Below are 18,977 nucleotides of genomic sequence, written 5' to 3'. Positions count from 1 at the left end.
GATCTAAGGATCTTAGTTTAATGTAAATTCTCTTTTTAATTTGCTTAGTTGATTTGCAATACTAGCATTGTATTGTATATCTCCTATGCGAAGGATGAAACCACCTAAAATGCTTTCATCTATAATGTTTTCTACTTCAATATCTTTTCCAGTAATCTCTTTAGCTTTTGCTAAAACTTTCTTTTCTAAATCGTCTGTTAATGCTACTGCTGTTGTTACAGTTGCTAACTCAATACCTTTAGATTGATCGAATAACTGGCTATACTTAAGTGCTACTTCACTTAAAATATTAATTCTGTTATTATTTATTAATACATCTATTAAGCTTAATGTAGCTTTGTCTGATGCTTTAAAAACTTCTAATAACACAGCTTTTTTAACTGTTGAATTAATTACAGGGCTTTGTAGCGTATCTCTTAAATCCTTACTTCCTGCAATAGTATTAGCAATTAGCTTCATATCATTATTTACAGCATCTACTGATTTTTGATCTGTTGCTAAACTTAATACCGCTTTTGCGTAACGTATTGCTGCTCTTGCTCCTGACATACTATTCTTAGTTTAATTTAGCTTCACCTAACATAGACTCAACTAATTCAAGTTGTTTTCCTTTGTCAGCTAATTCACCTCGCACTACTTTTTCAGCAATATCAATAGACAATCCTGCTACGTGATTTTTAAGTTCTGCCATAGCAGCTTTCTTTTCACTTTCAATAGCAGCTTGCGCTTGTTCTATCATTTTATTAGCTTGCTCTTGCGCTTCGCTTTTAGCGTCTTCAACCATTTTATTTTTGATATCACGCGCTTCTTTAAGCATAGTTTCACGCTCAGCTCTTGCTTCTTTTAATAACTTTTGGTTATCAGCTTGAAGGTTTTGCATTTCTAATTTTGCACTTTCAGCAGAATCTAATGCATCTTTAATTCCATCTTCTCTTTTTTCAACAGCTTCAAGAATTGGTTTCCAAGCAAATTTTCTTAAAAGTAATACTAATCCAACAAACAATACTAATTGCCAAAAGAACAATCCTATTGAAAACTCATTTATTAACTTTTCCATCTATATCTATTATTTTATAAATATTTAATTTAAAAAACAGCTTTAACCAACCGTTAAAGCTGTTTTAGTTTTAGTTACCTGCAAATAAAGCAGCAAATCCAATACCTTCAATTAAGGCTGCAGCAATTAACATTGCTGTTTGAATTTTTCCAGAAGCTTCTGGTTGACGTGCAATAGCGTCCATTGCTGAACCACCAATTTTACCGATACCTAAACCAGCACCGATTACGATTAAACCTGCTCCTACAATACTTGGAATTGTCATAATGTATATATATTAAAATTAAACATTCTTGTTTAGTGATCGTCGTGGTGTTCTTCCACAGCAGATCCAAAATACAAAGCAGATAACATAGTAAAGATATATGCTTGTAAAGCGGCTACTAAAAGTTCTAGTAATGATAAAGCGAACGCTAAACCAAATGATAAAGAACTTCCTAACCAGTTTTTAAATATGAACATTAAACCAATAATACTCATTAAAACGATATGTCCTGCAGTAATATTTGCATACAAACGAATCATTAAAGAGAATGGTTTAATTAACGTACCTAGCAACTCAATTGGCGCTAAAACAAATTTCATTGGTGTTGGTACACCTGGCATCCAAAAAATGTGACCCCAGTAATTTTTATTTGCCGTAAATGTTGTTAGCACATATGTAATTAATGCTAAAGCAAATGTTACAGCAATATTATTAGTTACATTAATTCCTAATGGCGTTAAACCTAATAAGTTTATAATCCAGATAAAGAAAAATACCGTTAACAAATATGGCATGTAACGCATGTAGTGCTTTTTACCAATATTAGGAATCGCAATATCATCTCTAATGTATAAGATAATTGGCTCTAAACCGCGCCCAATTCCTTTTGGTAAAGCACTTGTTTTATATTTTTTAGCCATTCTTCTAAAAACAACAAACATTAATAGCGCAATAATAAAAATTGTGAATACGTTTTTAGTAATAGAAAAATCTAAAGGCTTAGTATTTGTTGCATGATGATGTTCATCATGGTGTATTTCACCAGCAGCATCCGTTTTATATATTTTACCGTGATATAATTTGTAGTAATTACCATTAGATTCTGCAACAGCTTCTCCATGGTGTAATTTTGAAGAAGAAAATATTTGTAACCCACCATCCCAAAGAATAACAGGAAGAGGAAACCCAATGTATTTATGTTCTCCAGCTTCAGTTGTATATGAGGTTAAACTAAAATCATGCGAATCTAATAAGTGATGATTTATATATTCTTTTATTTCCTCTTTAACACCTTCATGACCTTCAACTTCAGGTGCAATTTCGTTTAGATGCATTTCTTCTTCTTGCGCTAACGCATTAATAGAAAATAGAATACTTAAAAAAAAGAATAGCAAGCTAGCAATTTGGTTTCTTTGCATGTTAAATGAAAATTATATCCTTAAAAATCGGTGCAAAGGTATGCTTTTATCTGAAAAGCAAAAAACAAAATTTTATATTATTTACAACTTCTATTATAACGAGCTAAAATTATCCAAATCATTGAGAAACTTAGAAAGAATAATCCCTTCTGTAATAAGGCAAACTACATAAGGAATAAAAAAAGTAAAAAACTCCAATCTAGTTAAATTACCGTCTGAATTATATTCAGGATAAAGAAGCAGAAAAAAGAACACAAATTTTAACATACTTGCCCCTAGAAAGACAAAACCTAATTGGTCTTTAAGCTTCTTTTTTAGCAAAAATAGCAGGAGAATAGCGCTACAAGCTAATAGCACATTAATACAGTAAGAGTAGATTAATTGATTTGTTTCTACAGATTGATTAATGGTATTATTTACAAGAAGATGAATAAAAAAAGTTACAGTAGCAACACCAACTACAATAAAACATTTTATAATACTATTTTTTAAAATCAAGGATTTAATTTATTTATCTGTTTTAGTACAGCGTATAAAGAAATGCCAACGCCAAATAACGTGCAAATAATTAAAAAGGCTTTACCTGAACTATTATAATTTGTATCTAACCACTTTCCTAACAATACAAAAAGGTATATAGTTATTCCCATTTGTATAGCTATTCCTGATAAAGCAGCAATTTGCTTAAGCTGTTTTTTCTGTTGATCTTTCTTGCCCACCTTTGCTTATTTCTTTTACTGCACCTTTCATAGCACAAGTAACATTAAATGTAGCTCCTGGTTCTACAGCTAGTTTACCAACAACCACCTCGCCTTCAACATGTGATGACGCCTTTAAAGTAAGCTTGCCAGATAAAGCTAATTTTCCAGAAAACTTACCTTCAAAATAAGCTTCTGCTGCCTGTAAAGTTCCTTTAACAAAACCTGATTTACCAATTACAACTTTACCTGAGGTTTTAATATTACCTTCAATAGCTCCATCAATACTAAAATCGCCTTCACTGTTAAAATCACCAACTATTTTAGTGCCTTGCGCAATGCTATTTAATTTAGATTTGACTTCAACCATTTTTTTGTTTTTTTTATTATCAGAAAACATAAAACTATTAATATTAGTTATTATCTCTATTCAAATAAGCATCCAAATTTTTATGAATTTGAATAATTTGATAATTTGTAGATGACACCGCAAAATAAGGTTCTTTTATTTTTTTCTTATTTTCCTTTGTTAATAATTGATCGAATGTTTGTGCTACTTGCCCGTTTTTTATACCATGAACAATTACAAAGGAAATTTCTGGACTATAAACATCAACCGATGACTTTAATTTATAATACTTAATACTTTTTAAAACGGTATCTAAGTCTTTTTGAAAAGCTAAAAGCGGTTCTTTTTCTGGATTTTTAAATTGAAAAACAACCTTGTAATTACTTACAATACTATCATTTACTTCTACAAAATCTGTACTCGTTAATTTTGGCAACACGTTAGTTTCTATATCTTGAGCACGTTTACCCTCTAGTGTATTAGCATAAGTAACCGCTAAATGGTTAATAGCTTTTTTGTATGGTTCATATCCATAAAGCCTTCCTATGGCTGTGGCTTTTAAAAGTTCTAATTTTGACACAATAGGCTCGCCATCAAACCTATTTATGTAATCTTCACTTTTAGAAATAACATCTGCATATTCCTGATTTTGATGTTGAACATAAAGTGCTTCATATAAACTTTCTGGGCTATTTTCATCTTTATCAGAGACCAATTCAGGGTTCTTTAAAATAACCGCATAACGAGATTCTGGATACTCTTTTATAATCTCATTTTTAGCTATTAAAGCCTCCCCATTTTCACCTAATAATTCATAAATTTTATATAAATTATATTTTGATGGCAATATTAATCGCTCCTCTGGATTGCTATTTAATAAGTCTTGAAACTTATGTTTTGCTAGTTCGTATTCTTTAAATTTCTCCTTATAAATTAAACCTAATTGATAATAAGCATAATTACGATCTTTAGAAATGCTATCAATTTCTTTTGCTTCAGTAGGAATTTTAGAAATATAAAATTGAGGATCGAATTTTTCTTCTTCGGTTGCTGATGCTACAATATCATTATTTGAAACATCGCCAATTGTTCCTGTTTGTCCTTTACTAGACCATCTCCAATCATCACTTAAAGCTCTATCTCCCCATATTTTTACAAATTCATTTTTACCATAAGCAACGGTTGTTGGATTGTAAAAATAAAATGTTGCAGCTTGACCAGGTATTCCTCGCCCACCGTTGTTAACGGCACCTCCAATAGTGTTATTTACTGTTGCTAAACCTTGACTTCGTTCTGCTGCTTCTGCCTTTTCTTTTTCTTCTTCGGCTTTAATTTTTAAGTTTTCAATAAAAGATTCAAAATAAGCTAACCTATCAGCTTCTGGTAAATTAACCAATTTTAAAATACTGTCATTTGCCTTTGCTATAGCTTCGTAGTAAATAACATCTTCTAAATTATCTCGCTTTCTTTTTATAACTCGATAGGGTTTTGAATTAAGCACCAAACTAGTCATGGTACTATCATAATATTGACCCGCTGTACTATAAATAGATTTATCGAAATTCATGTCTCCAAGAATTTCATAATTTTTAGCTTTTAGAAGCTTGTCTCTAGAATCTGTTCGTAACGACTTATTATAATAAGCAGTTGCAAGAGAATCTGATTTATTCATTAAATGATATGTTGCTATTTGATGATAGATTTTATCTAAAAACGGACGGTTTTCTCTGTTTTCTTCTAATTCATTTAGTAATTCTACAAGTTCTAATTTATTACCGTTTTCGTAATCGAAATTTTTAACTTTCTCTAAATACGCACTAATCATATAGATGCGTGGCGTTTTTCTATTAAGCTCTATAACTCTATCAAAAGTAATGTTTGCACTATCCTTTTTTCCTAATTGATTATATAATTGCCCTTGAATAAAACGATAACGACCGCGCTCATCATTGCTTTTTGTGGCATTTGATGCTATTTCTAATTGTGTAATAGCGCTATCTACAGACTTTGTATTTAAATATGCTTGCGCCAACATTGAAGTTGCATCGGCTAAATCTTGACCTTCTAAATCTTCTTGAAATAATAAACGTTTTAAGTTTTTTATAGCCAACTCATCATTATCTAAACGAATATTCGTTTTTTCTCGCCAAATTTTAGCTTGATTAATCTTATCACTCGCTGGATATTTATATAAAATATAATTGAAAGCTTCTAAAGCTGGTACAAATCGTTGATCAAAATATCTTGATTTACCTAAAAGCAAATAAGCTTCATCAATTTGCGGGTTTTTCTCTTTACCCTCAATATTCATACTATGCTTCTGAATCGTTTTTGCTGCTTTTTCTTCGGCTCTAGTAAAATTTTCATTTTTAGATTGACCAGGAAGCACCACCTCATCAAGTATTTGCATACGCTCTATAGGTAAAACATTCCAATAATTATCAAAATAACCATCATTAAGAGTGTTCCTTCCTTCTTCTAAAGCATTATAACCGTTATAAAGCGTATTAAATTCTGCTGTAACAGCATGAAAATTTCGGTTAATAAATTTATCCTTTTTTCTAGAACAACTTACTACCAAAAAAATAGAACAGATAATAAGAAGTATAACTTTAATAGGTGTTTTCAATGCTGGTGTTTTTTAGTCTAAATAATAACTATAAACTCTTGCTATTATTATATATAGACGTAAAAATAAGCATCTTTTTGGATTTAGCTATAAAATTAAAGTCTCTTTTAAAAAACTGTTAACTTGCAAAATGTAACTCCAATTCTTTTAAAGTAGCTTCGCTTGTTTCTAAGTCTTTTACTATTTCGCCTTTTTCAAGCACTACAATACGTTCGCATACATCTGTAACATGCATTAAATCGTGACTAGAAATTAAAACAGTAATACCTTGTTTTTGGGCTAAATCTTTAATAATTCCTTTTAATCGAATTTGAGTAGTAGGATCTAAATTAGCAAAAGGTTCATCTAAAATAATGACTTCAGGGTCACCAATTAAAGCCGCTACAATGCCTGCTTTTTTCTGATTTCCTTTACTTAAATCGCGTAAATACTTTTTTTGACCTAAAATTTCGCCATGAAAAAAGTCTTCAAATTGAGCTACCAATGTATCTACATCGGCTTTATTTTGTCCACGCAATTCGCCAATGAAATAAAAATATTCTTCGGCAGTTAAATAACCAATTAAAAAGCTTTCATCTATAAAAGCAGATGTAAAAGGTTTCCAATCTTCACTTTTATTTACTTGGACGTCATTATTATTAATAAACCCTGTAGTTGGTTGAATTAAATCAAGTAACAAACTAAAATAAGTTGTTTTACCTGCACCATTATTACCCACTAAACCAAAACTTTGCCCTTTAGGAATTTCTAATGATTCTATATTTAAAACTAAATTAGTATTATATTTTTTTGAAAGGTTTGATGTTGTTATCATAATTATATTTATTAATTATCTTGATCGAATGCATCAATCATTTTATACTTTGATTCTAAATATTTAGCTGTAATTATTTTCATTAATTTTTGATGAAATATAATACCTATAACACCTAGGATTGCCAATACTAAACAGGCTATTTCGAAACTAATTAAAAAGTAAAACAATGCAAATAACCCCATTGGTACTAATAACAATGGTATACCTATAAGCCACTGTACTGCTCCTGTGCCCTGATAATTAAACGCTGCCTTTTGACCTAAATCAATCTTTTTCCTATTAAAAGAACCACCATACAACATAACATGCGAATTAACACCTATATTATAAATTGCTGCCGCAAAATGTGCTAATAAAATTTTCCAACCAAAATAAACGTAGGGAATACCAAGCACAAATAAAATAACAACACTTAATGCCATTAAAGTGAATTTTGAATTCAAATATTGCTCATATTTAATATTCTGACTCATAAGCAGCTTATAATAACCGCTGTCCCAGGCCGGAATAAATTGCCCAAAATTGATTAAAAAAATACCTGTTGAAAAAACACCTATAAAAACGAAAAACCATGGCATATTTTGATAAGTAGGTTGCGGGTAGAAAAACAAGCCATAAAGCAAGCCTATTGCTAGCATAAAAACAGAAGACTTAGTTCGTTTATTACGCCAAATCAATTTTAAATCTAATTGCATAAAAGGTGCAATGTCTCCAAAGTTTTTTGTCCAATCTAAGTTTGATGTATTAACCTCTTTTATTTTTGTTTTTAATCCGCTATCTAAAAAAAGTTTTTGTTTTAAAATCTTAAAATTATAAGCATAAAGCAATATCAATATTGTAATTGGCACTAATATGAATAAAGGGTTTTCAGAAATTGATATAATTCCTTTAGAAATAGCTTCAGAGATATTTATAATTTCAAAATAATTTAAAGCATAAAGACCTCCTACTATAAGGATAATTGGTAAAATTGATAGTTCAGTTTCCGCAGATTTACTTTCAATAATAAAATTAAGAAAGTTATTAATTAAGATTAAAATTATAATAGTTACAAACCAAACTAAAACAGTTGTTGAGTTATAACCACCAGAAATGAGTTTAATACAAAAAGGAACAACTGCAAATAATGGCAAGAAATTAATAAATGACATCACCGATTTTCCTAAAACATAATTAACAATCCGTTTCCGTTTTACAGGAAGTGTAAGCAAAGGCATAACACTCATAACTGGAAGTTTTTGGAAAAAAAACCGAATCATTAAATCTCCTAAAATCCAAAAGAAAATGAAACTACTAAAAGCTACAAGCGGATCTAAATTAGGATAAAATTCATTTAAAATTTTATCCATAAAAAAACCCATAGATAAAAACATAACCATAAAATAAAGTGCAAAAAAGCCCATTAGTATTTTTACACCTAGACTTTTCCCAAAACTTGCTGACCTAAAAAAAGCTTTCCACTCTAAACTTAAAAATTGTTTAATCATAATGATTACTTATATTTTTGAGCAATTTGTCCTACTTCCATACCCCAAGATTGACCAAACATCATTGCTTTTTGTGTAAGCCCTAATTGTTTTTCTGCTAATTTTTTTCCTAAATCGGTATGATAAAAAGCTACTAGTTCTTTTATTTCGTCTTGAGTGAATTCTGCCATATACAACTCAGCCATTTTTATATATAAACCATCTAAAGTTCCGTTTGCTTCTTTAGTATACACTTCTTTATTGGCTTCAGAAACCATCGCACCAATTTGTGCTATGGCATTTTCAAAAGCAGCACCTGCGCCTGTAAGCTTAATAAATTCTACAGTTTCTTTTTGAAATTCTGAATTATCTTGTTCTTGAGCTTGTGTAGCAATAGCTACCATAAACATACATACTAGTAAAACTTTTTTCATTTTGATGATTTAATTATTAGGTAAATATTTAATTCTATGTGTTAGTAAGATTTTTATTCTATTTGTTACAAAATTATTGAAATATTATATTCGGGATGTTCTTTGGACATTTTATCTTTTAGTTTAGGAGAAACTACTTTAACAGACACAAAAAACAACAATATATACACAACAAAACATACAGAGAAAGACAACTGAGCTAGCGTATCCCATTGTCTGTCAAAATTTATAATAGGCATATATATGCCTATATTTAATAATTGAAGAAAACCTCCTAATTGACCAATAACACTTTCAAACAACCATTTTTTTCCTGTTTGTTTTTGGGCTTTCTTTATTCTTAAAGATTCTTTTGTTACATAAAATAAATAAAAGCAAAAAGCAGCTACTAGAAGAGAAACTACAACGTATTCTTTATTATCAAACAGTTTGAATATTTTAAAAACAAACCAAACACTAAAAGCGGTTAGTATTATTTTAGGAAGTTTAAAATACTCCTTAAGATATTTCCAAACTTCCTTTCTGTAAAACGACTCTAAGGCATTTGTTTTTTGCTCTACAACATCAGAAAAACCAAATACACCAAATTTTTTAAATTCCTGTTTTAAAGCTTCATCAAATGTTAAGTTGGGGTTTGATTCCCATTGCCCCTCAATACCATTTGCCAAATGATCTACCAACTCCGTTTGTACATCATACCATTCAACGAAATGTCTTTGCGTGAAAGTATAAATTTGCAGTATTTCAGTATCCGTCAATTTCATATTATAAAACCTTTTTATATTTTAACACATACTCATTTTTAAGTTCAAAAGAGATTTTAAGTAATAAAATTAAAACTAATACAAATATTGATGCACCAATTTTAAGCCAAGTTAAATCTAAACTTGTTACTAATTCAATCTTAATAAAACTTGGATTTGCCAAGATATTTATTAGTTGACCTATTACTACAAAATAAAAAGTAATTCGCTCAACTGATGAATAACGTTCCTCCTTTTTTTTAATGAATAAAAAATAAATCATTCCTATAATAATTAACAGAACAAAAGGAGTGTACTTAACAAAATGAAACATAGACTTGTTGTTATCTGTAAATTCATTTATTAGATTAAAACTAAAAAGTGTTAGACAAAAAATAATCATGCCTTGAAATGAAAAAAATTTTTTCAAAAGAATCCTAAATATTTTCTTATCGGAGGCTTTAAAATATTTCTTTCTGTCGTTTAGTAGCTTTCTTTTATTAGCTATCATATAATCTTTAAAAAGATAGTAAAAATCTCTACTGTCTCCATTATTGATTACATTCTCAATTTCTGAAGCTATGTGATCTACCATTTCAATCCTAATATCGGTGAAAATAATATCAGAATTTTTTAAATAAGTGTCTATAAATTGTATGTCTTCTTTTGTTAGCTTTTCCATTACTCTAAACTAAATTTAGGATTCACTAATGCCTGCATTGTAGCAATATATTGCTCTAACTCACTAAGTTTATTCACTGTTTCTTTTGTACCTTCTTCTGTAAGTTTGTAATACTTTCGCAACCTATTGTCAACCTTAGCTATTTCAACATCTAACAACCCTTTGGCTTCTAATTTGTGAAGTGAGGGATAAAGTGCCCCTTCGGTAATCTTAAGTTCTCCTTTCGTAAGTTCTTTTACTTTTTGAGTAATCTCATAACCATACATTTTATCATGCTCATTTAAAAGTTTTAAAATAATAGTGGTTAAACTACCTTTATATAATTTAGAATTTCCCATGTCCAAATATATACATAATTTTCTTATGCATAATAATCTTATGTATGTATTTTTTAAAAAATTATATGTACAAAATGTATTGGCTTCACTATTTTTGTAAAAAACATTCTTATGTCGTCATTTCATAAACTTACAATTCAAAATATTAAAAGAGAAACTAATAAAGCTATTAGTATTACGTTTAATCTTCCAGAAAATTTAAAAGATACTTTTGCTTTTAAAGCTGGACAGTACATTACTTTAAAAACTGAAATTGATGGCCATGAAGTAAGACGAGATTATTCACTTTGTTCTTCTCCAAAAAGTGGCGATTTAAAGGTGGCTGTAAAAGAAGTTACCGATGGAACCTTTTCGTCTTACGCTAACAACTCTTTAAAAGTTGGTGATGTTTTAGAAGTTGCACTTCCAAAAGGGCGTTTTGTTTTTACACCAAACGATTCTAAAACTAAAAACATTGCAGCTTTTACTGCTGGTAGTGGTATTACACCTGTTTTAAGTATTATAAAATGTGCTTTAGAAGAAGAAGTAAATAGCAAAGTCATTTTAGTTTACGGTAACAAAACGACTGAAGACACTATGTTTTTAAATGAAATTTTAGAACTTCAACACCAATATAAAGATAGATTTTCTGTTCAATTTGTATTTAGTCAAAAAGATGAAGACAACGCTATTTTTGGACGTATTGAAAAAAGCACTGTTAATTACGTCGTAAAAAACGAATACAAACATATTGAAGTAGATGCTTTTTATCTTTGCGGACCAGAAGCTATGATACATACTGTAAAAGATGTATTAACAGATCATGGTATTGATGAAGAACGTATTCATTTTGAACTTTTTAAAGCTGCCAAACCTGCCGAAGTTGAAGAAGAAATAACAACAACCGGTAACACAAAAATTACGATTACTGTTGATGATGAAACGACAACTTTTGAAATGGCACAAAAACAGACCATACTCGAAGCGGCTTTAGACGAAGATATTGATGCGCCGTATTCTTGTCAAGGTGGTATTTGTAGCAGTTGTTTAGCACGTATTACTGAAGGTGAAGCGACCATGCGTCAAAATAATATTTTAACCGAAAACGAAGTTGCCGAAGGTTTAATTCTTACTTGTCAAGCACATCCAACAACACCAACTCTTACTGTTGATTTTGATGATGTATAATGTCATTCCTGTGAATCCTGGAATCTCTTAAATTGAAGTAAATTATTAAAATAGATTCCTGCCTACACAGGAATGACAAGCGATACTATAATATCGCTTCAATCTTATCTACAATAATTTTAGGAGTTATACTTCCAGAAGCCTTTTCGTAGCCTTCTGGGTATTTATTACCATAAATAGATGTTGGTATTTTAGGGTATAGATTTCTATCAGGTAATAACGCATATTCTTCGGGCTGATTAAAAGGAGAAAAACCAGCATACGGATACGTAACACCCCAAACAGTCACTACTTTTACTCCCAACATAGCTGCTAAATGCGCATTGCCAGAATCCATAGAAAGCATAACGTCTAAATTAGAAATAACATCTAACTCTTCATCTAAAGAAAGCTTTCCTGCAACAGTAACAACATTGCTAATATCGTTTTCAAAATTATTTAGAATGTCAATTTCTTTTTTACCGCCTCCAAATAAAATAATTTGATGGTTTTTCGAAAGTGTTACAATAACATCTCTCATCAAATCTAATGGGTACATTTTTCCTTCATGGGCAGCAAAAGGAGCAACACCAATACGTTTGCCCTCTTTTTCTCCTAAAAGATTAATACATTTTGAGTTTAATTTTTTAGGTTCTAGAAATAATGGACTCTTTAAATCGATAGGATATCCTAAGGCTTCAAACACATCTGCGTAGCGTTGATGTGTTGTTTTTAATTGTTGAAAGTTTTTGCCTGAAACCAACGCTTTTTTTTCAGCGCGACCTTTATCTATTTGAACAATTTTCTTCCCAATTAAAAAGCACTTTAAAATATTGCTTCTTAATACATTGTGTAAATCGGCAACTGCATCAATTTTTTGTTTTCTAAGCTCTTTTGAAAGTTTATAGAGCCCAAAAACACCTTTATGCTTTCCTTTAACCTCAGCTGAAAAAACTGAAACGTTTGGTAAATCTCTAAAAAACGGAGTAAAAAAAGCACGCGTTAAAACAGTAATTTTTAAATCTGGATATTTTTGATTTAACGCGCTTAAAACAGGCGCCATCATAGCCACGTCTCCCATTGCTGAAAGACGAATAACTAGAATGTGTTTTTTTGGTTTTGACATCAATTTTTAACTATAAATATCATAGTTCTATCCAAAATAAAATTCAGTTTTTAACTGAGTAATTATTTATGCTCTCGTAGAACAGGATTGAGCTCATCGTCATTATACATTTTCATTTGCTTATACACTTTCATGTATTTATCACCATTTTCAATATCACTTAAAAGTGTATCAATTGCAGTAGACAAATCAACACGTTGTTCTAATAAAATATCTAATTTATTTTGGCAAGCAGCTTTATGAGATTCAGATGCATCTTCACGAGTTGCTTCTTCATTCATATGATATACTTTTAATGCTAAAATTGATAATCTATCAACACCCCAAGCAGGACTTTCTGTATTAATTGTAGCTCCTTCTTTAGCTGTTACATTTTTATATTGCTCAAGAAAATAACTATCAATATATTCTACCATATCTGTTCTATCTTGATTAGAAGCATCTATTTGGCGCTTTAATGTTAAAGCGGCAACAGGATCTATTTGTGGATCGCGAATAATATCTTCATAATGCCATTGCACTGTATCTATCCAACATTTTCTATATAATAAATGTTCTAATAAATCGGTTTTAGAATATGGATTTTCAAAAGGCTGATCAACCGTATTAATAATATGGTATTTTTCAATAACGTCTTGAAATATTTTGTTGGCTTTACTTGTAAACATAATGTATTATTTTAAAGTGTAAATATAAGTCTATTTAATTAACTTTACTACTGTAAAAACTCAATATAGACACTATGAATATTCATAATATTTCTGAAAAAAACTCCGTTTTAAATACTTTTATTTCTGAAATTAGAAACGTAACAATCCAAAAAGACAGTATGCGATTCAGAAGAAATATTGAGCGTATAGGTGAAGTTTTAGGTTATGAAATGAGCAAAACATTAAATTACAAAATCAACACTGTTGAAACACCTTTAGGTCATTCCGACATTAATTTAATAGATGATGAGATTGTTTTATGTTCTATTTTAAGAGCAGGCGTTCCGCTTCATAACGGTTTGCTCAACTATTTTGATACTGCCGAAAATGCTTTTATTTCTGCCTACAGACACCATAAACAGAACCCAGAAAATTTTGAAATTATTGTAGAATATTTAGCTTGCCCCAATTTAGAAAACAAAACACTTATTCTAGCAGACCCCATGTTGGCTACCGGACAATCTATGGTTGCCACGTTTGAAGCTTTAAAGCCTTTTGGAACACCAAAAGAGATTCACCTCGTTAGTGTTATTGGCGCGCAAAAAGGTATTGATTTTATTGAAACACATTTTAATATAAATACACATTTATGGATAGCTGCTATTGACGAAAAACTTAATGATAAAGGTTATATCATACCAGGACTGGGTGATGCAGGCGATTTAGCTTTTGGAGAAAAACTACAGAAATAACAAAACAAAAGGCACTAAAATTAAAACAGAAAGAAACACTTCTTTAAACCATTTTTCTTCAATAACCTCAATATAATTTGTAATAATTATTGATAATGGTGCAAACGCAAATAAAAATTCGCTGCCATCTTTTTTAGGTGCTAATATTATAATTACTAACGCAATTAAACCAGCAAAGAGAATGGTGTTAAAAGACGCTCGAAAAGCTTTCATTTTTTGTTTAATGCTCTTTATATAAAATATAGAAGACCAAATACCGAAGGACAAAAGCAATGTGATAGCAACTAAATATTGTGTTGAATTATAACTACTTAAATCATAACTCACCACTGGTAAACTTTTAAATAGACTGAAAAAACTATCATTAAAAATAATAGAAGTCGCTGTTGTTATTAAGAAAACAGTTATTATACCTGTAAAGGGAATAAACCAATGGTTTATTTTAGTTTCAGAATATAATATTAATGAAATAAGAATTAAAACAAAAAACAGAATGGCCCAAAAATAAAATAATGCAGCAATGGCAACCCAAAAAGCGGCGTCAAACAGCTTCTTTTTAACATTAATTTGAGAACGTAAACTTATTATTCTACGCAAGCCTAACATGATAAAAAAGTTAGACAAAATAATATTTACATTACTTGTAGAAGTAGTAATAGTTAACAAAAACAGACTAAACAAAAGAATTTCGTAGTTATTTTTATTCGTTAAATTATTCTTACTAGCAATAAAATTAAGTAGTAAAATAGAAATATAACAAATACCAAATAAGACAAGTTGTTTAAATACAAACAACATGGTAATAGGCATATTTATTAGCCCAATTCTTGCTGTTAAAAAAGCAATAAGCGCAATAAAAAATACAATGATAAAATTTATTGGTCTAGATTTACTAAAAATACTTGTAATCATTAACTGTTTTTGTATTTTTGCCTCGTAAATATACTAACTATCTAATCAGTTAGAAAATAATATATCAAACACATGAAAGATTTCTTTTACGCTATACAAGATTTATTTGTTAATGTACTTTTTTCTCCTTTAGATGCTTTAAGAGCATTAGAATTAGAAAACTGGTGGGCAGCAAATACTTTATCTTGGATTTTTATTGTTATAGGCATAGTTGCTATGGTTTATTGGATGAAGCAACTAAAAATATTTAGTGATAACAACGAAGAGGATAAAAGCATTTCTTCTCATTCATTTTTATAAATCGAATCCAATATCTTTACGATAATTCATCTTATCAAAATGTAGTTTTTCTATATTTTGATAAGATTTTTTTATGGCCTCTTGATACGTATCTCCGTAAGAAGTAATAGCCATAACACGCCCTCCAGAAGTAACTACTTTACCATCTTGTAATTGCGCTCCTGCATGAAAAGGGATAGAATCTTCAATGGCATTAATACCTGTAATTTCTTTTCCTTTTTCATAAGCTTCAGGATAACCTCCAGATACTAACATGATAGTTGTTGCGGCACGCTCATCAATTTCAATATTAATTTTATCTAACGTTCCATTAGCCATAGCTTGCAGAATTTCAACAAAATCGTTTTTAAGTCTTGGTAAAACAACCTCGGTTTCAGGGTCTCCCATTCTCACATTATACTCAATAACTTTAGGATCGTCTCCTACTTTTATAAGTCCGATAAACACAAAACCCACATATGGTAAGTTATCCTTTTTAAAACCGTTAATAGTTGGCTTTACAATGCGCTCTTCTATTTTATTTAAAAATTCATCGGTAGCAAAAGGTACTGGAGAAACTGCTCCCATACCTCCTGTATTTAATCCTGTATCGCCTTCACCAATACGTTTATAATCTTTAGCCGTTGGTAAAATTTTATAGTTTTCACCATCAGTTAATACAAAACAGCTTAATTCAATCCCATCTAAAAACTCTTCAATAACAACTTTCGTACTTGCTGCACCAAACTTAGCATCAACTAGCATGCTTTTTAATTCGGCTTTAGCTTCCTCTAAATCATTTAAAATAACAACACCTTTTCCTGCTGCTAATCCATCTGCTTTCAATACATAAGGTGCTTGCAATGTTTCTAAAAAAGCATATCCTTTTTCAACAGTTTCTTTCGTAAAACTCTCATAGGCTGCAGTTGGAATATTATGACGGTATAAAAATTCTTTAGCAAATTCTTTACTTCCTTCTAATTCAGCTGCGGCCTTTTCTGGACCAATAACAGACACATGCTTTATAGCATCATCATTTAAAAAATAATCGTGAACACCTTGCACTAAAGGATCTTCTGGTCCAACCACAACCATATCAATGCTTTCTTTTAAAACTAATGTTTTTATAGCATCAAAATCGGTTACACCAATATTTACATTGGTTGCTATTTCTGCAGTTCCTGAATTCCCAGGTGCAACAAATAATTGATTAGATAATGGACTTTGAGCAATTTTCCAAGCAAAAGTATGTTCTCTCCCGCCAGAACCAAGAATTAAAATATTCATTTTGATTATTTTTATTAGATTCCCATCTTCATGGGAATGACAAATTATCGTTTTATACGATTGCAAAAATAAAATTAATGCCACCAATTCACGAATATTTTTTATTTACTTTACAAAAATTATAATTTACTTTGAATTTGTTCGATTTTTCTTTAAAACTGAAAGGCTTCCCTATAGATGAAGCCAAACGTTTTTTGAAAACTATTCAGAATAAAAATGAAGCAGATTATACTGCTTATATTGAAACCAAAAAGCTAGAGATTGTTTCATATCATTTAAAACATAATCCGTTTTATAAAGCTTTTGCAAAAGACATCAATGCACAAGATTGGAATAGTATTCCTGTAATGACCAAACGCGATTTACAACAACCTTTACAACAAAGACTTTCAGACAATTTTACAACAAAAAATGTTTATACAAATAAAACATCTGGTTCATCTGGAGACCCATTTATTTTTGCTAAAGACAAATTTTGTCACGCCTTAACTTGGGCTGGTTTTATTGATAAATATAATTGGTTTAATTTAGATTTTAACAGCTCTAAACAAGCTCGATTTTACGGTATTCCGTTAAACAATACAGGCTATTATAAAGAGCGATTTAAAGATGTTTTAAGCAAGCGTTTTAGGTTTTCGGTTTTTGATTTAAGTGATGAACAACTTAAAGAAAATCTTCAAAAATTTAAATCGACTCGTTTCGATTATATTAATGGCTATACAAATTCTATTGTTCAATTTGCAAAATATTTAGAACGTAAAAATGTTGTTCTTAAAACTATTTGTCAGTCTCTTAAAGCTTGTATTGTAACTTCTGAAATGCTTTTTGAAGAAGATAAAATACTATTAGAAAACCAACTAGGAGTCGCTATTATTAATGAATATGGCGCAGCCGAATTGGGTTTGATTGCTTTTCCGAATAAAAGAAACGAATGGCTTATTAATAATGAAGATTTATTTATTGAAATTCTAAATGAAAAGAACAATACTTTGCCTTACGGCGAAGAAGGCCGTATAGTTATAACATCACTTTACAATAAAGCACATCCGTTTATTCGATACGACTTAGGTGATATTGGTACCTTATCGAGGCTAAGTACTCCTGAAAAACCTATCCTTAAAAAGTTAATTGGCAGAACCAATGACATTGCAGTTTTACCTAGTGGAAAAAAAGCTGCGGGTTTAACTTTTTATTATATCACTAAAACTATAATTGAAAATGATGGTAATGTAAAAGAGTTTATTATAGAACAACTTAAACTTGATACGTTTAAAATTAGCTATACAAGCCAAACTAATCTTTCTGAAGAAAATTTTAATAATATAAAAAGTGCTGTTTCTAAATATTTAGAACCTAACTTAATTGTTCTTTTTGAAAGAAAACAACTTTTAGAACGCTCAAAAAGTGGTAAGCTGAAACAGTTTAAATCTTATTTATAGAAATTGTTTGTTTCGATTTTACAAAGAAATGCTCTATTAAAAACACAAACATACAATAGACAGATTTTAATGTAGAAAACCCCAAGCCTTTTTTATAAACCCAATAATTATATTTTACTAAATTCAATTTGTTAGAAGACATTGAGTTTTCTCGAACACGATAATAAGCCAAAGACTCCTGAATGCTCAGAGCTTTTTTACCAGACTTTTTAATTGCGGCTAACCATAACAACCAATCTTGTCGTTTCCGTAAATCTGATGTCTTTATTTTACCTAATACCTTTGCATTATATATTCCTGTTAAATTACCAATGTAATTACTTTTTAAAAGCTTGTTATATGATAAATGAGGTAATGCTTTTACTTTTTTGTTTAAAAATTCTCCGTTTTCTTTTATTAATTCATAACTAGAATAACAAACATCGCAATTTTCAGTTTGCATAAATTTGATTTGGGATTCTAGCTTTTCTGGTTTCCATAAATCGTCTGCATCTAAAAAAGCAATATAGTTGCCTTTTGCAAAATCGATTCCTTTATTTCTTGATATAGCTGCACCTTGATTTGTATCGTTTTTAAGAAGCTTTATTTGAGGATAGTTTTTAATATATTCTTGAACGTTTGAGAGCGTTTTATCTTGTGAATTATCATCGATTAATACTAACTCCCAATTTTTATAGGTTTGCTTTAAAACGCTATTTATTGTTTCTGAAATAAAAGCTTCAGAATTAAACATGGGCGTTATGATAGACACCAAAGGGTTCATCATCTT

23 protein-coding genes are annotated in these 18,977 nt (G+C 30.0%); 4 read left to right on the top strand and 19 right to left on the bottom strand.

Translation table 11 applies throughout. The features are described from left to right. Positions 1-12: 12 nt before the first annotated feature. The 14 genes from atpH to ACH5TX_RS13205 all read right to left on the bottom strand — a co-directional run bounded on the left by atpH (position 13) and on the right by ACH5TX_RS13205 (position 10,617). Positions 13-549, bottom strand: coding sequence for an ATP synthase F1 subunit delta (gene atpH, locus ACH5TX_RS13270; RefSeq protein ID WP_439339981.1), 537 nt, complete (start codon positions 547-549; stop codon positions 13-15). A gap of 7 nt (positions 550-556) precedes the next feature. Then, positions 557-1,057 (bottom strand): F0F1 ATP synthase subunit B, encoded by a 501-nt coding sequence (locus tag ACH5TX_RS13265; RefSeq protein WP_439336361.1) that lies wholly within the window; start codon positions 1,055-1,057, stop codon positions 557-559. A gap of 70 nt (positions 1,058-1,127) precedes the next feature. Then, on the bottom strand, positions 1,128-1,322 hold the full coding sequence (atpE, locus tag ACH5TX_RS13260) for an ATP synthase F0 subunit C (RefSeq protein ID WP_439339980.1): 195 nt from the start codon (positions 1,320-1,322) through the stop codon (positions 1,128-1,130). A gap of 32 nt (positions 1,323-1,354) precedes the next feature. Then, a complete protein-coding gene (atpB, locus tag ACH5TX_RS13255; protein WP_439339979.1) occupies positions 1,355-2,461 on the bottom strand; it encodes a F0F1 ATP synthase subunit A in 1,107 nt (368 codons plus the stop codon). 93 nt (positions 2,462-2,554) lie between these two features. Next, entirely contained in the window at positions 2,555-2,959 is a 405-nt protein-coding gene (locus ACH5TX_RS13250) for a DUF6168 family protein (RefSeq protein WP_439339978.1), read from the bottom strand. Next, a complete protein-coding gene (locus ACH5TX_RS13245) occupies positions 2,956-3,180 on the bottom strand; it encodes an AtpZ/AtpI family protein (protein ID WP_439339977.1) in 225 nt (74 codons plus the stop codon). Before ACH5TX_RS13245 ends, ACH5TX_RS13250 begins: the two co-directional genes overlap by 4 nt. Continuing rightward, positions 3,146-3,559 carry a bactofilin family protein gene (locus ACH5TX_RS13240; RefSeq protein ID WP_439339976.1) on the bottom strand — a complete coding sequence of 138 codons (414 nt, stop codon included), beginning with the start codon at positions 3,557-3,559 and terminating at the stop codon, positions 3,146-3,148. The genes ACH5TX_RS13245 and ACH5TX_RS13240 overlap by 35 nt, the downstream gene beginning before the upstream one ends. A 13-nt stretch (positions 3,560-3,572) precedes the next feature. Continuing rightward, the gene (porW, locus tag ACH5TX_RS13235; protein WP_439339975.1) at positions 3,573-6,137 is read right to left on the bottom strand and encodes a type IX secretion system periplasmic lipoprotein PorW/SprE; all 2,565 of its coding nucleotides are present in this window, start codon (positions 6,135-6,137) and stop codon (positions 3,573-3,575) included. Positions 6,138-6,255: 118 nt separating this feature from the next. Beyond that, complete coding sequence (locus tag ACH5TX_RS13230) at positions 6,256-6,951, bottom strand: ABC transporter ATP-binding protein (RefSeq protein WP_439339974.1); 696 nt, start codon at positions 6,949-6,951, stop codon at positions 6,256-6,258. A gap of 11 nt (positions 6,952-6,962) precedes the next feature. Then, on the bottom strand, positions 6,963-8,441 hold the full coding sequence (locus ACH5TX_RS13225; protein ID WP_439339973.1) for a DUF5687 family protein: 1,479 nt from the start codon (positions 8,439-8,441) through the stop codon (positions 6,963-6,965). Positions 8,442-8,446: 5 nt separating this feature from the next. Further along, positions 8,447-8,854, bottom strand: a complete 408-nt coding sequence (locus ACH5TX_RS13220) for a DUF2059 domain-containing protein (protein ID WP_439339972.1) — start codon at positions 8,852-8,854, stop codon at positions 8,447-8,449. A gap of 65 nt (positions 8,855-8,919) precedes the next feature. After that, complete coding sequence (locus ACH5TX_RS13215; protein ID WP_439339971.1) at positions 8,920-9,618, bottom strand: hypothetical protein; 699 nt, start codon at positions 9,616-9,618, stop codon at positions 8,920-8,922. A 1-nt stretch (position 9,619) separates the two neighbouring features. Next, positions 9,620-10,279 carry a hypothetical protein gene (locus tag ACH5TX_RS13210; RefSeq protein WP_439339970.1) on the bottom strand — a complete coding sequence of 220 codons (660 nt, stop codon included), beginning with the start codon at positions 10,277-10,279 and terminating at the stop codon, positions 9,620-9,622. Continuing rightward, positions 10,279-10,617: a PadR family transcriptional regulator gene (locus tag ACH5TX_RS13205; protein WP_439339969.1), complete on the bottom strand. Its 339-nt coding sequence runs from the start codon at positions 10,615-10,617 to the stop codon at positions 10,279-10,281. The genes ACH5TX_RS13210 and ACH5TX_RS13205 overlap by 1 nt, the downstream gene beginning before the upstream one ends. 111 nt (positions 10,618-10,728) lie before the next feature. Between ACH5TX_RS13205 and ACH5TX_RS13200 the strand changes: the two genes are divergently transcribed. Continuing rightward, a complete protein-coding gene (locus ACH5TX_RS13200) occupies positions 10,729-11,784 on the top strand; it encodes a 2Fe-2S iron-sulfur cluster-binding protein (RefSeq protein WP_439339968.1) in 1,056 nt (351 codons plus the stop codon). 85 nt (positions 11,785-11,869) lie between these two features. Here the strand turns inward: ACH5TX_RS13200 and ACH5TX_RS13195 are convergent, their stop codons facing one another. Continuing rightward, positions 11,870-12,889, bottom strand: coding sequence for a glycosyltransferase family 9 protein (locus ACH5TX_RS13195; RefSeq protein WP_439339967.1), 1,020 nt, complete (start codon positions 12,887-12,889; stop codon positions 11,870-11,872). Positions 12,890-12,951: 62 nt separating this feature from the next. Next, complete coding sequence (locus ACH5TX_RS13190) at positions 12,952-13,557, bottom strand: DUF4254 domain-containing protein (RefSeq protein WP_439339966.1); 606 nt, start codon at positions 13,555-13,557, stop codon at positions 12,952-12,954. Between the two features lie 74 nt (positions 13,558-13,631). Between ACH5TX_RS13190 and upp the strand changes: the two genes are divergently transcribed. After that, positions 13,632-14,291, top strand: coding sequence for a uracil phosphoribosyltransferase (gene upp / locus ACH5TX_RS13185; RefSeq protein WP_439339965.1), 660 nt, complete (start codon positions 13,632-13,634; stop codon positions 14,289-14,291). Here the strand turns inward: upp and ACH5TX_RS13180 are convergent. Continuing rightward, positions 14,280-15,203, bottom strand: coding sequence for a DUF6427 family protein (locus ACH5TX_RS13180; protein WP_439339964.1), 924 nt, complete (start codon positions 15,201-15,203; stop codon positions 14,280-14,282). The two genes, upp and ACH5TX_RS13180, sit on opposite strands and share 12 nt — an antisense overlap. Positions 15,204-15,275: 72 nt before the next feature. Here ACH5TX_RS13180 and ACH5TX_RS13175 point away from each other — a divergent pair, with 72 nt between their 5' ends. Beyond that, the gene (locus ACH5TX_RS13175) at positions 15,276-15,503 is read left to right on the top strand and encodes a DUF6341 family protein (protein WP_439339963.1); all 228 of its coding nucleotides are present in this window, start codon (positions 15,276-15,278) and stop codon (positions 15,501-15,503) included. Here ACH5TX_RS13175 and purD read toward each other — a convergent pair. Next, the gene (gene purD, locus ACH5TX_RS13170; RefSeq protein WP_439339962.1) at positions 15,498-16,769 is read right to left on the bottom strand and encodes a phosphoribosylamine--glycine ligase; all 1,272 of its coding nucleotides are present in this window, start codon (positions 16,767-16,769) and stop codon (positions 15,498-15,500) included. The two genes, ACH5TX_RS13175 and purD, sit on opposite strands and share 6 nt — an antisense overlap. Before the next feature lie 131 nt (positions 16,770-16,900). On the opposite strand from purD, the gene ACH5TX_RS13165 reads away from it, so the two are divergent. Beyond that, a complete protein-coding gene (locus tag ACH5TX_RS13165; protein ID WP_439339961.1) occupies positions 16,901-18,208 on the top strand; it encodes a phenylacetate--CoA ligase family protein in 1,308 nt (435 codons plus the stop codon). Here the strand turns inward: ACH5TX_RS13165 and ACH5TX_RS13160 are convergent. Next, positions 18,192-18,974 (bottom strand): glycosyltransferase family 2 protein, encoded by a 783-nt coding sequence (locus tag ACH5TX_RS13160; RefSeq protein ID WP_439339960.1) that lies wholly within the window; start codon positions 18,972-18,974, stop codon positions 18,192-18,194. The genes ACH5TX_RS13165 and ACH5TX_RS13160 overlap by 17 nt on opposite strands. Between the last annotated feature and the right edge of the window lie 3 nt (positions 18,975-18,977).

It is taken from the genome of Thalassobellus citreus (genome assembly GCF_044385915.1).
In the GTDB taxonomy this organism is placed as follows: domain Bacteria; phylum Bacteroidota; class Bacteroidia; order Flavobacteriales; family Flavobacteriaceae; genus Thalassobellus; species Thalassobellus citreus.
The sequence above is the reverse complement of the archived record's forward strand: the minus strand, read 5'-3'. Positions and strand labels throughout refer to the sequence as shown.

What these genes read in the sequence shown, in the direction of transcription:
- ACH5TX_RS13215 (WP_439339971.1), bottom strand. Translation starts at nt 9,618, where the DNA reads ATGAAATTGACGGATACTGAAATACTGCAAATTTATACTTTCACGCAA.
- ACH5TX_RS13230 (WP_439339974.1), bottom strand. Translation starts at nt 6,951, where the DNA reads ATGATAACAACATCAAACCTTTCAAAAAAATATAATACTAATTTAGTT.
- ACH5TX_RS13190 (WP_439339966.1), bottom strand. Translation starts at nt 13,557, where the DNA reads ATGTTTACAAGTAAAGCCAACAAAATATTTCAAGACGTTATTGAAAAA.
- ACH5TX_RS13240 (WP_439339976.1), bottom strand. Translation starts at nt 3,559, where the DNA reads ATGTTTTCTGATAATAAAAAAAACAAAAAAATGGTTGAAGTCAAATCT.
- ACH5TX_RS13225 (WP_439339973.1), bottom strand. Translation starts at nt 8,441, where the DNA reads ATGATTAAACAATTTTTAAGTTTAGAGTGGAAAGCTTTTTTTAGGTCA.
- ACH5TX_RS13210 (WP_439339970.1), bottom strand. Translation starts at nt 10,279, where the DNA reads ATGGAAAAGCTAACAAAAGAAGACATACAATTTATAGACACTTATTTA.
- atpH (WP_439339981.1), bottom strand. Translation starts at nt 549, where the DNA reads ATGTCAGGAGCAAGAGCAGCAATACGTTACGCAAAAGCGGTATTAAGT.
- ACH5TX_RS13265 (WP_439336361.1), bottom strand. Translation starts at nt 1,057, where the DNA reads ATGGAAAAGTTAATAAATGAGTTTTCAATAGGATTGTTCTTTTGGCAA.
- ACH5TX_RS13175 (WP_439339963.1), top strand. Translation starts at nt 15,276, where the DNA reads ATGAAAGATTTCTTTTACGCTATACAAGATTTATTTGTTAATGTACTT.
- ACH5TX_RS13200 (WP_439339968.1), top strand. Translation starts at nt 10,729, where the DNA reads ATGTCGTCATTTCATAAACTTACAATTCAAAATATTAAAAGAGAAACT.
- ACH5TX_RS13205 (WP_439339969.1), bottom strand. Translation starts at nt 10,617, where the DNA reads ATGGGAAATTCTAAATTATATAAAGGTAGTTTAACCACTATTATTTTA.
- ACH5TX_RS13160 (WP_439339960.1), bottom strand. Translation starts at nt 18,974, where the DNA reads ATGATGAACCCTTTGGTGTCTATCATAACGCCCATGTTTAATTCTGAA.
- ACH5TX_RS13195 (WP_439339967.1), bottom strand. Translation starts at nt 12,889, where the DNA reads ATGTCAAAACCAAAAAAACACATTCTAGTTATTCGTCTTTCAGCAATG.
- purD (WP_439339962.1), bottom strand. Translation starts at nt 16,769, where the DNA reads ATGAATATTTTAATTCTTGGTTCTGGCGGGAGAGAACATACTTTTGCT.
- ACH5TX_RS13180 (WP_439339964.1), bottom strand. Translation starts at nt 15,203, where the DNA reads ATGATTACAAGTATTTTTAGTAAATCTAGACCAATAAATTTTATCATT.
- atpB (WP_439339979.1), bottom strand. Translation starts at nt 2,461, where the DNA reads ATGCAAAGAAACCAAATTGCTAGCTTGCTATTCTTTTTTTTAAGTATT.
- atpE (WP_439339980.1), bottom strand. Translation starts at nt 1,322, where the DNA reads ATGACAATTCCAAGTATTGTAGGAGCAGGTTTAATCGTAATCGGTGCT.
- upp (WP_439339965.1), top strand. Translation starts at nt 13,632, where the DNA reads ATGAATATTCATAATATTTCTGAAAAAAACTCCGTTTTAAATACTTTT.
- ACH5TX_RS13220 (WP_439339972.1), bottom strand. Translation starts at nt 8,854, where the DNA reads ATGAAAAAAGTTTTACTAGTATGTATGTTTATGGTAGCTATTGCTACA.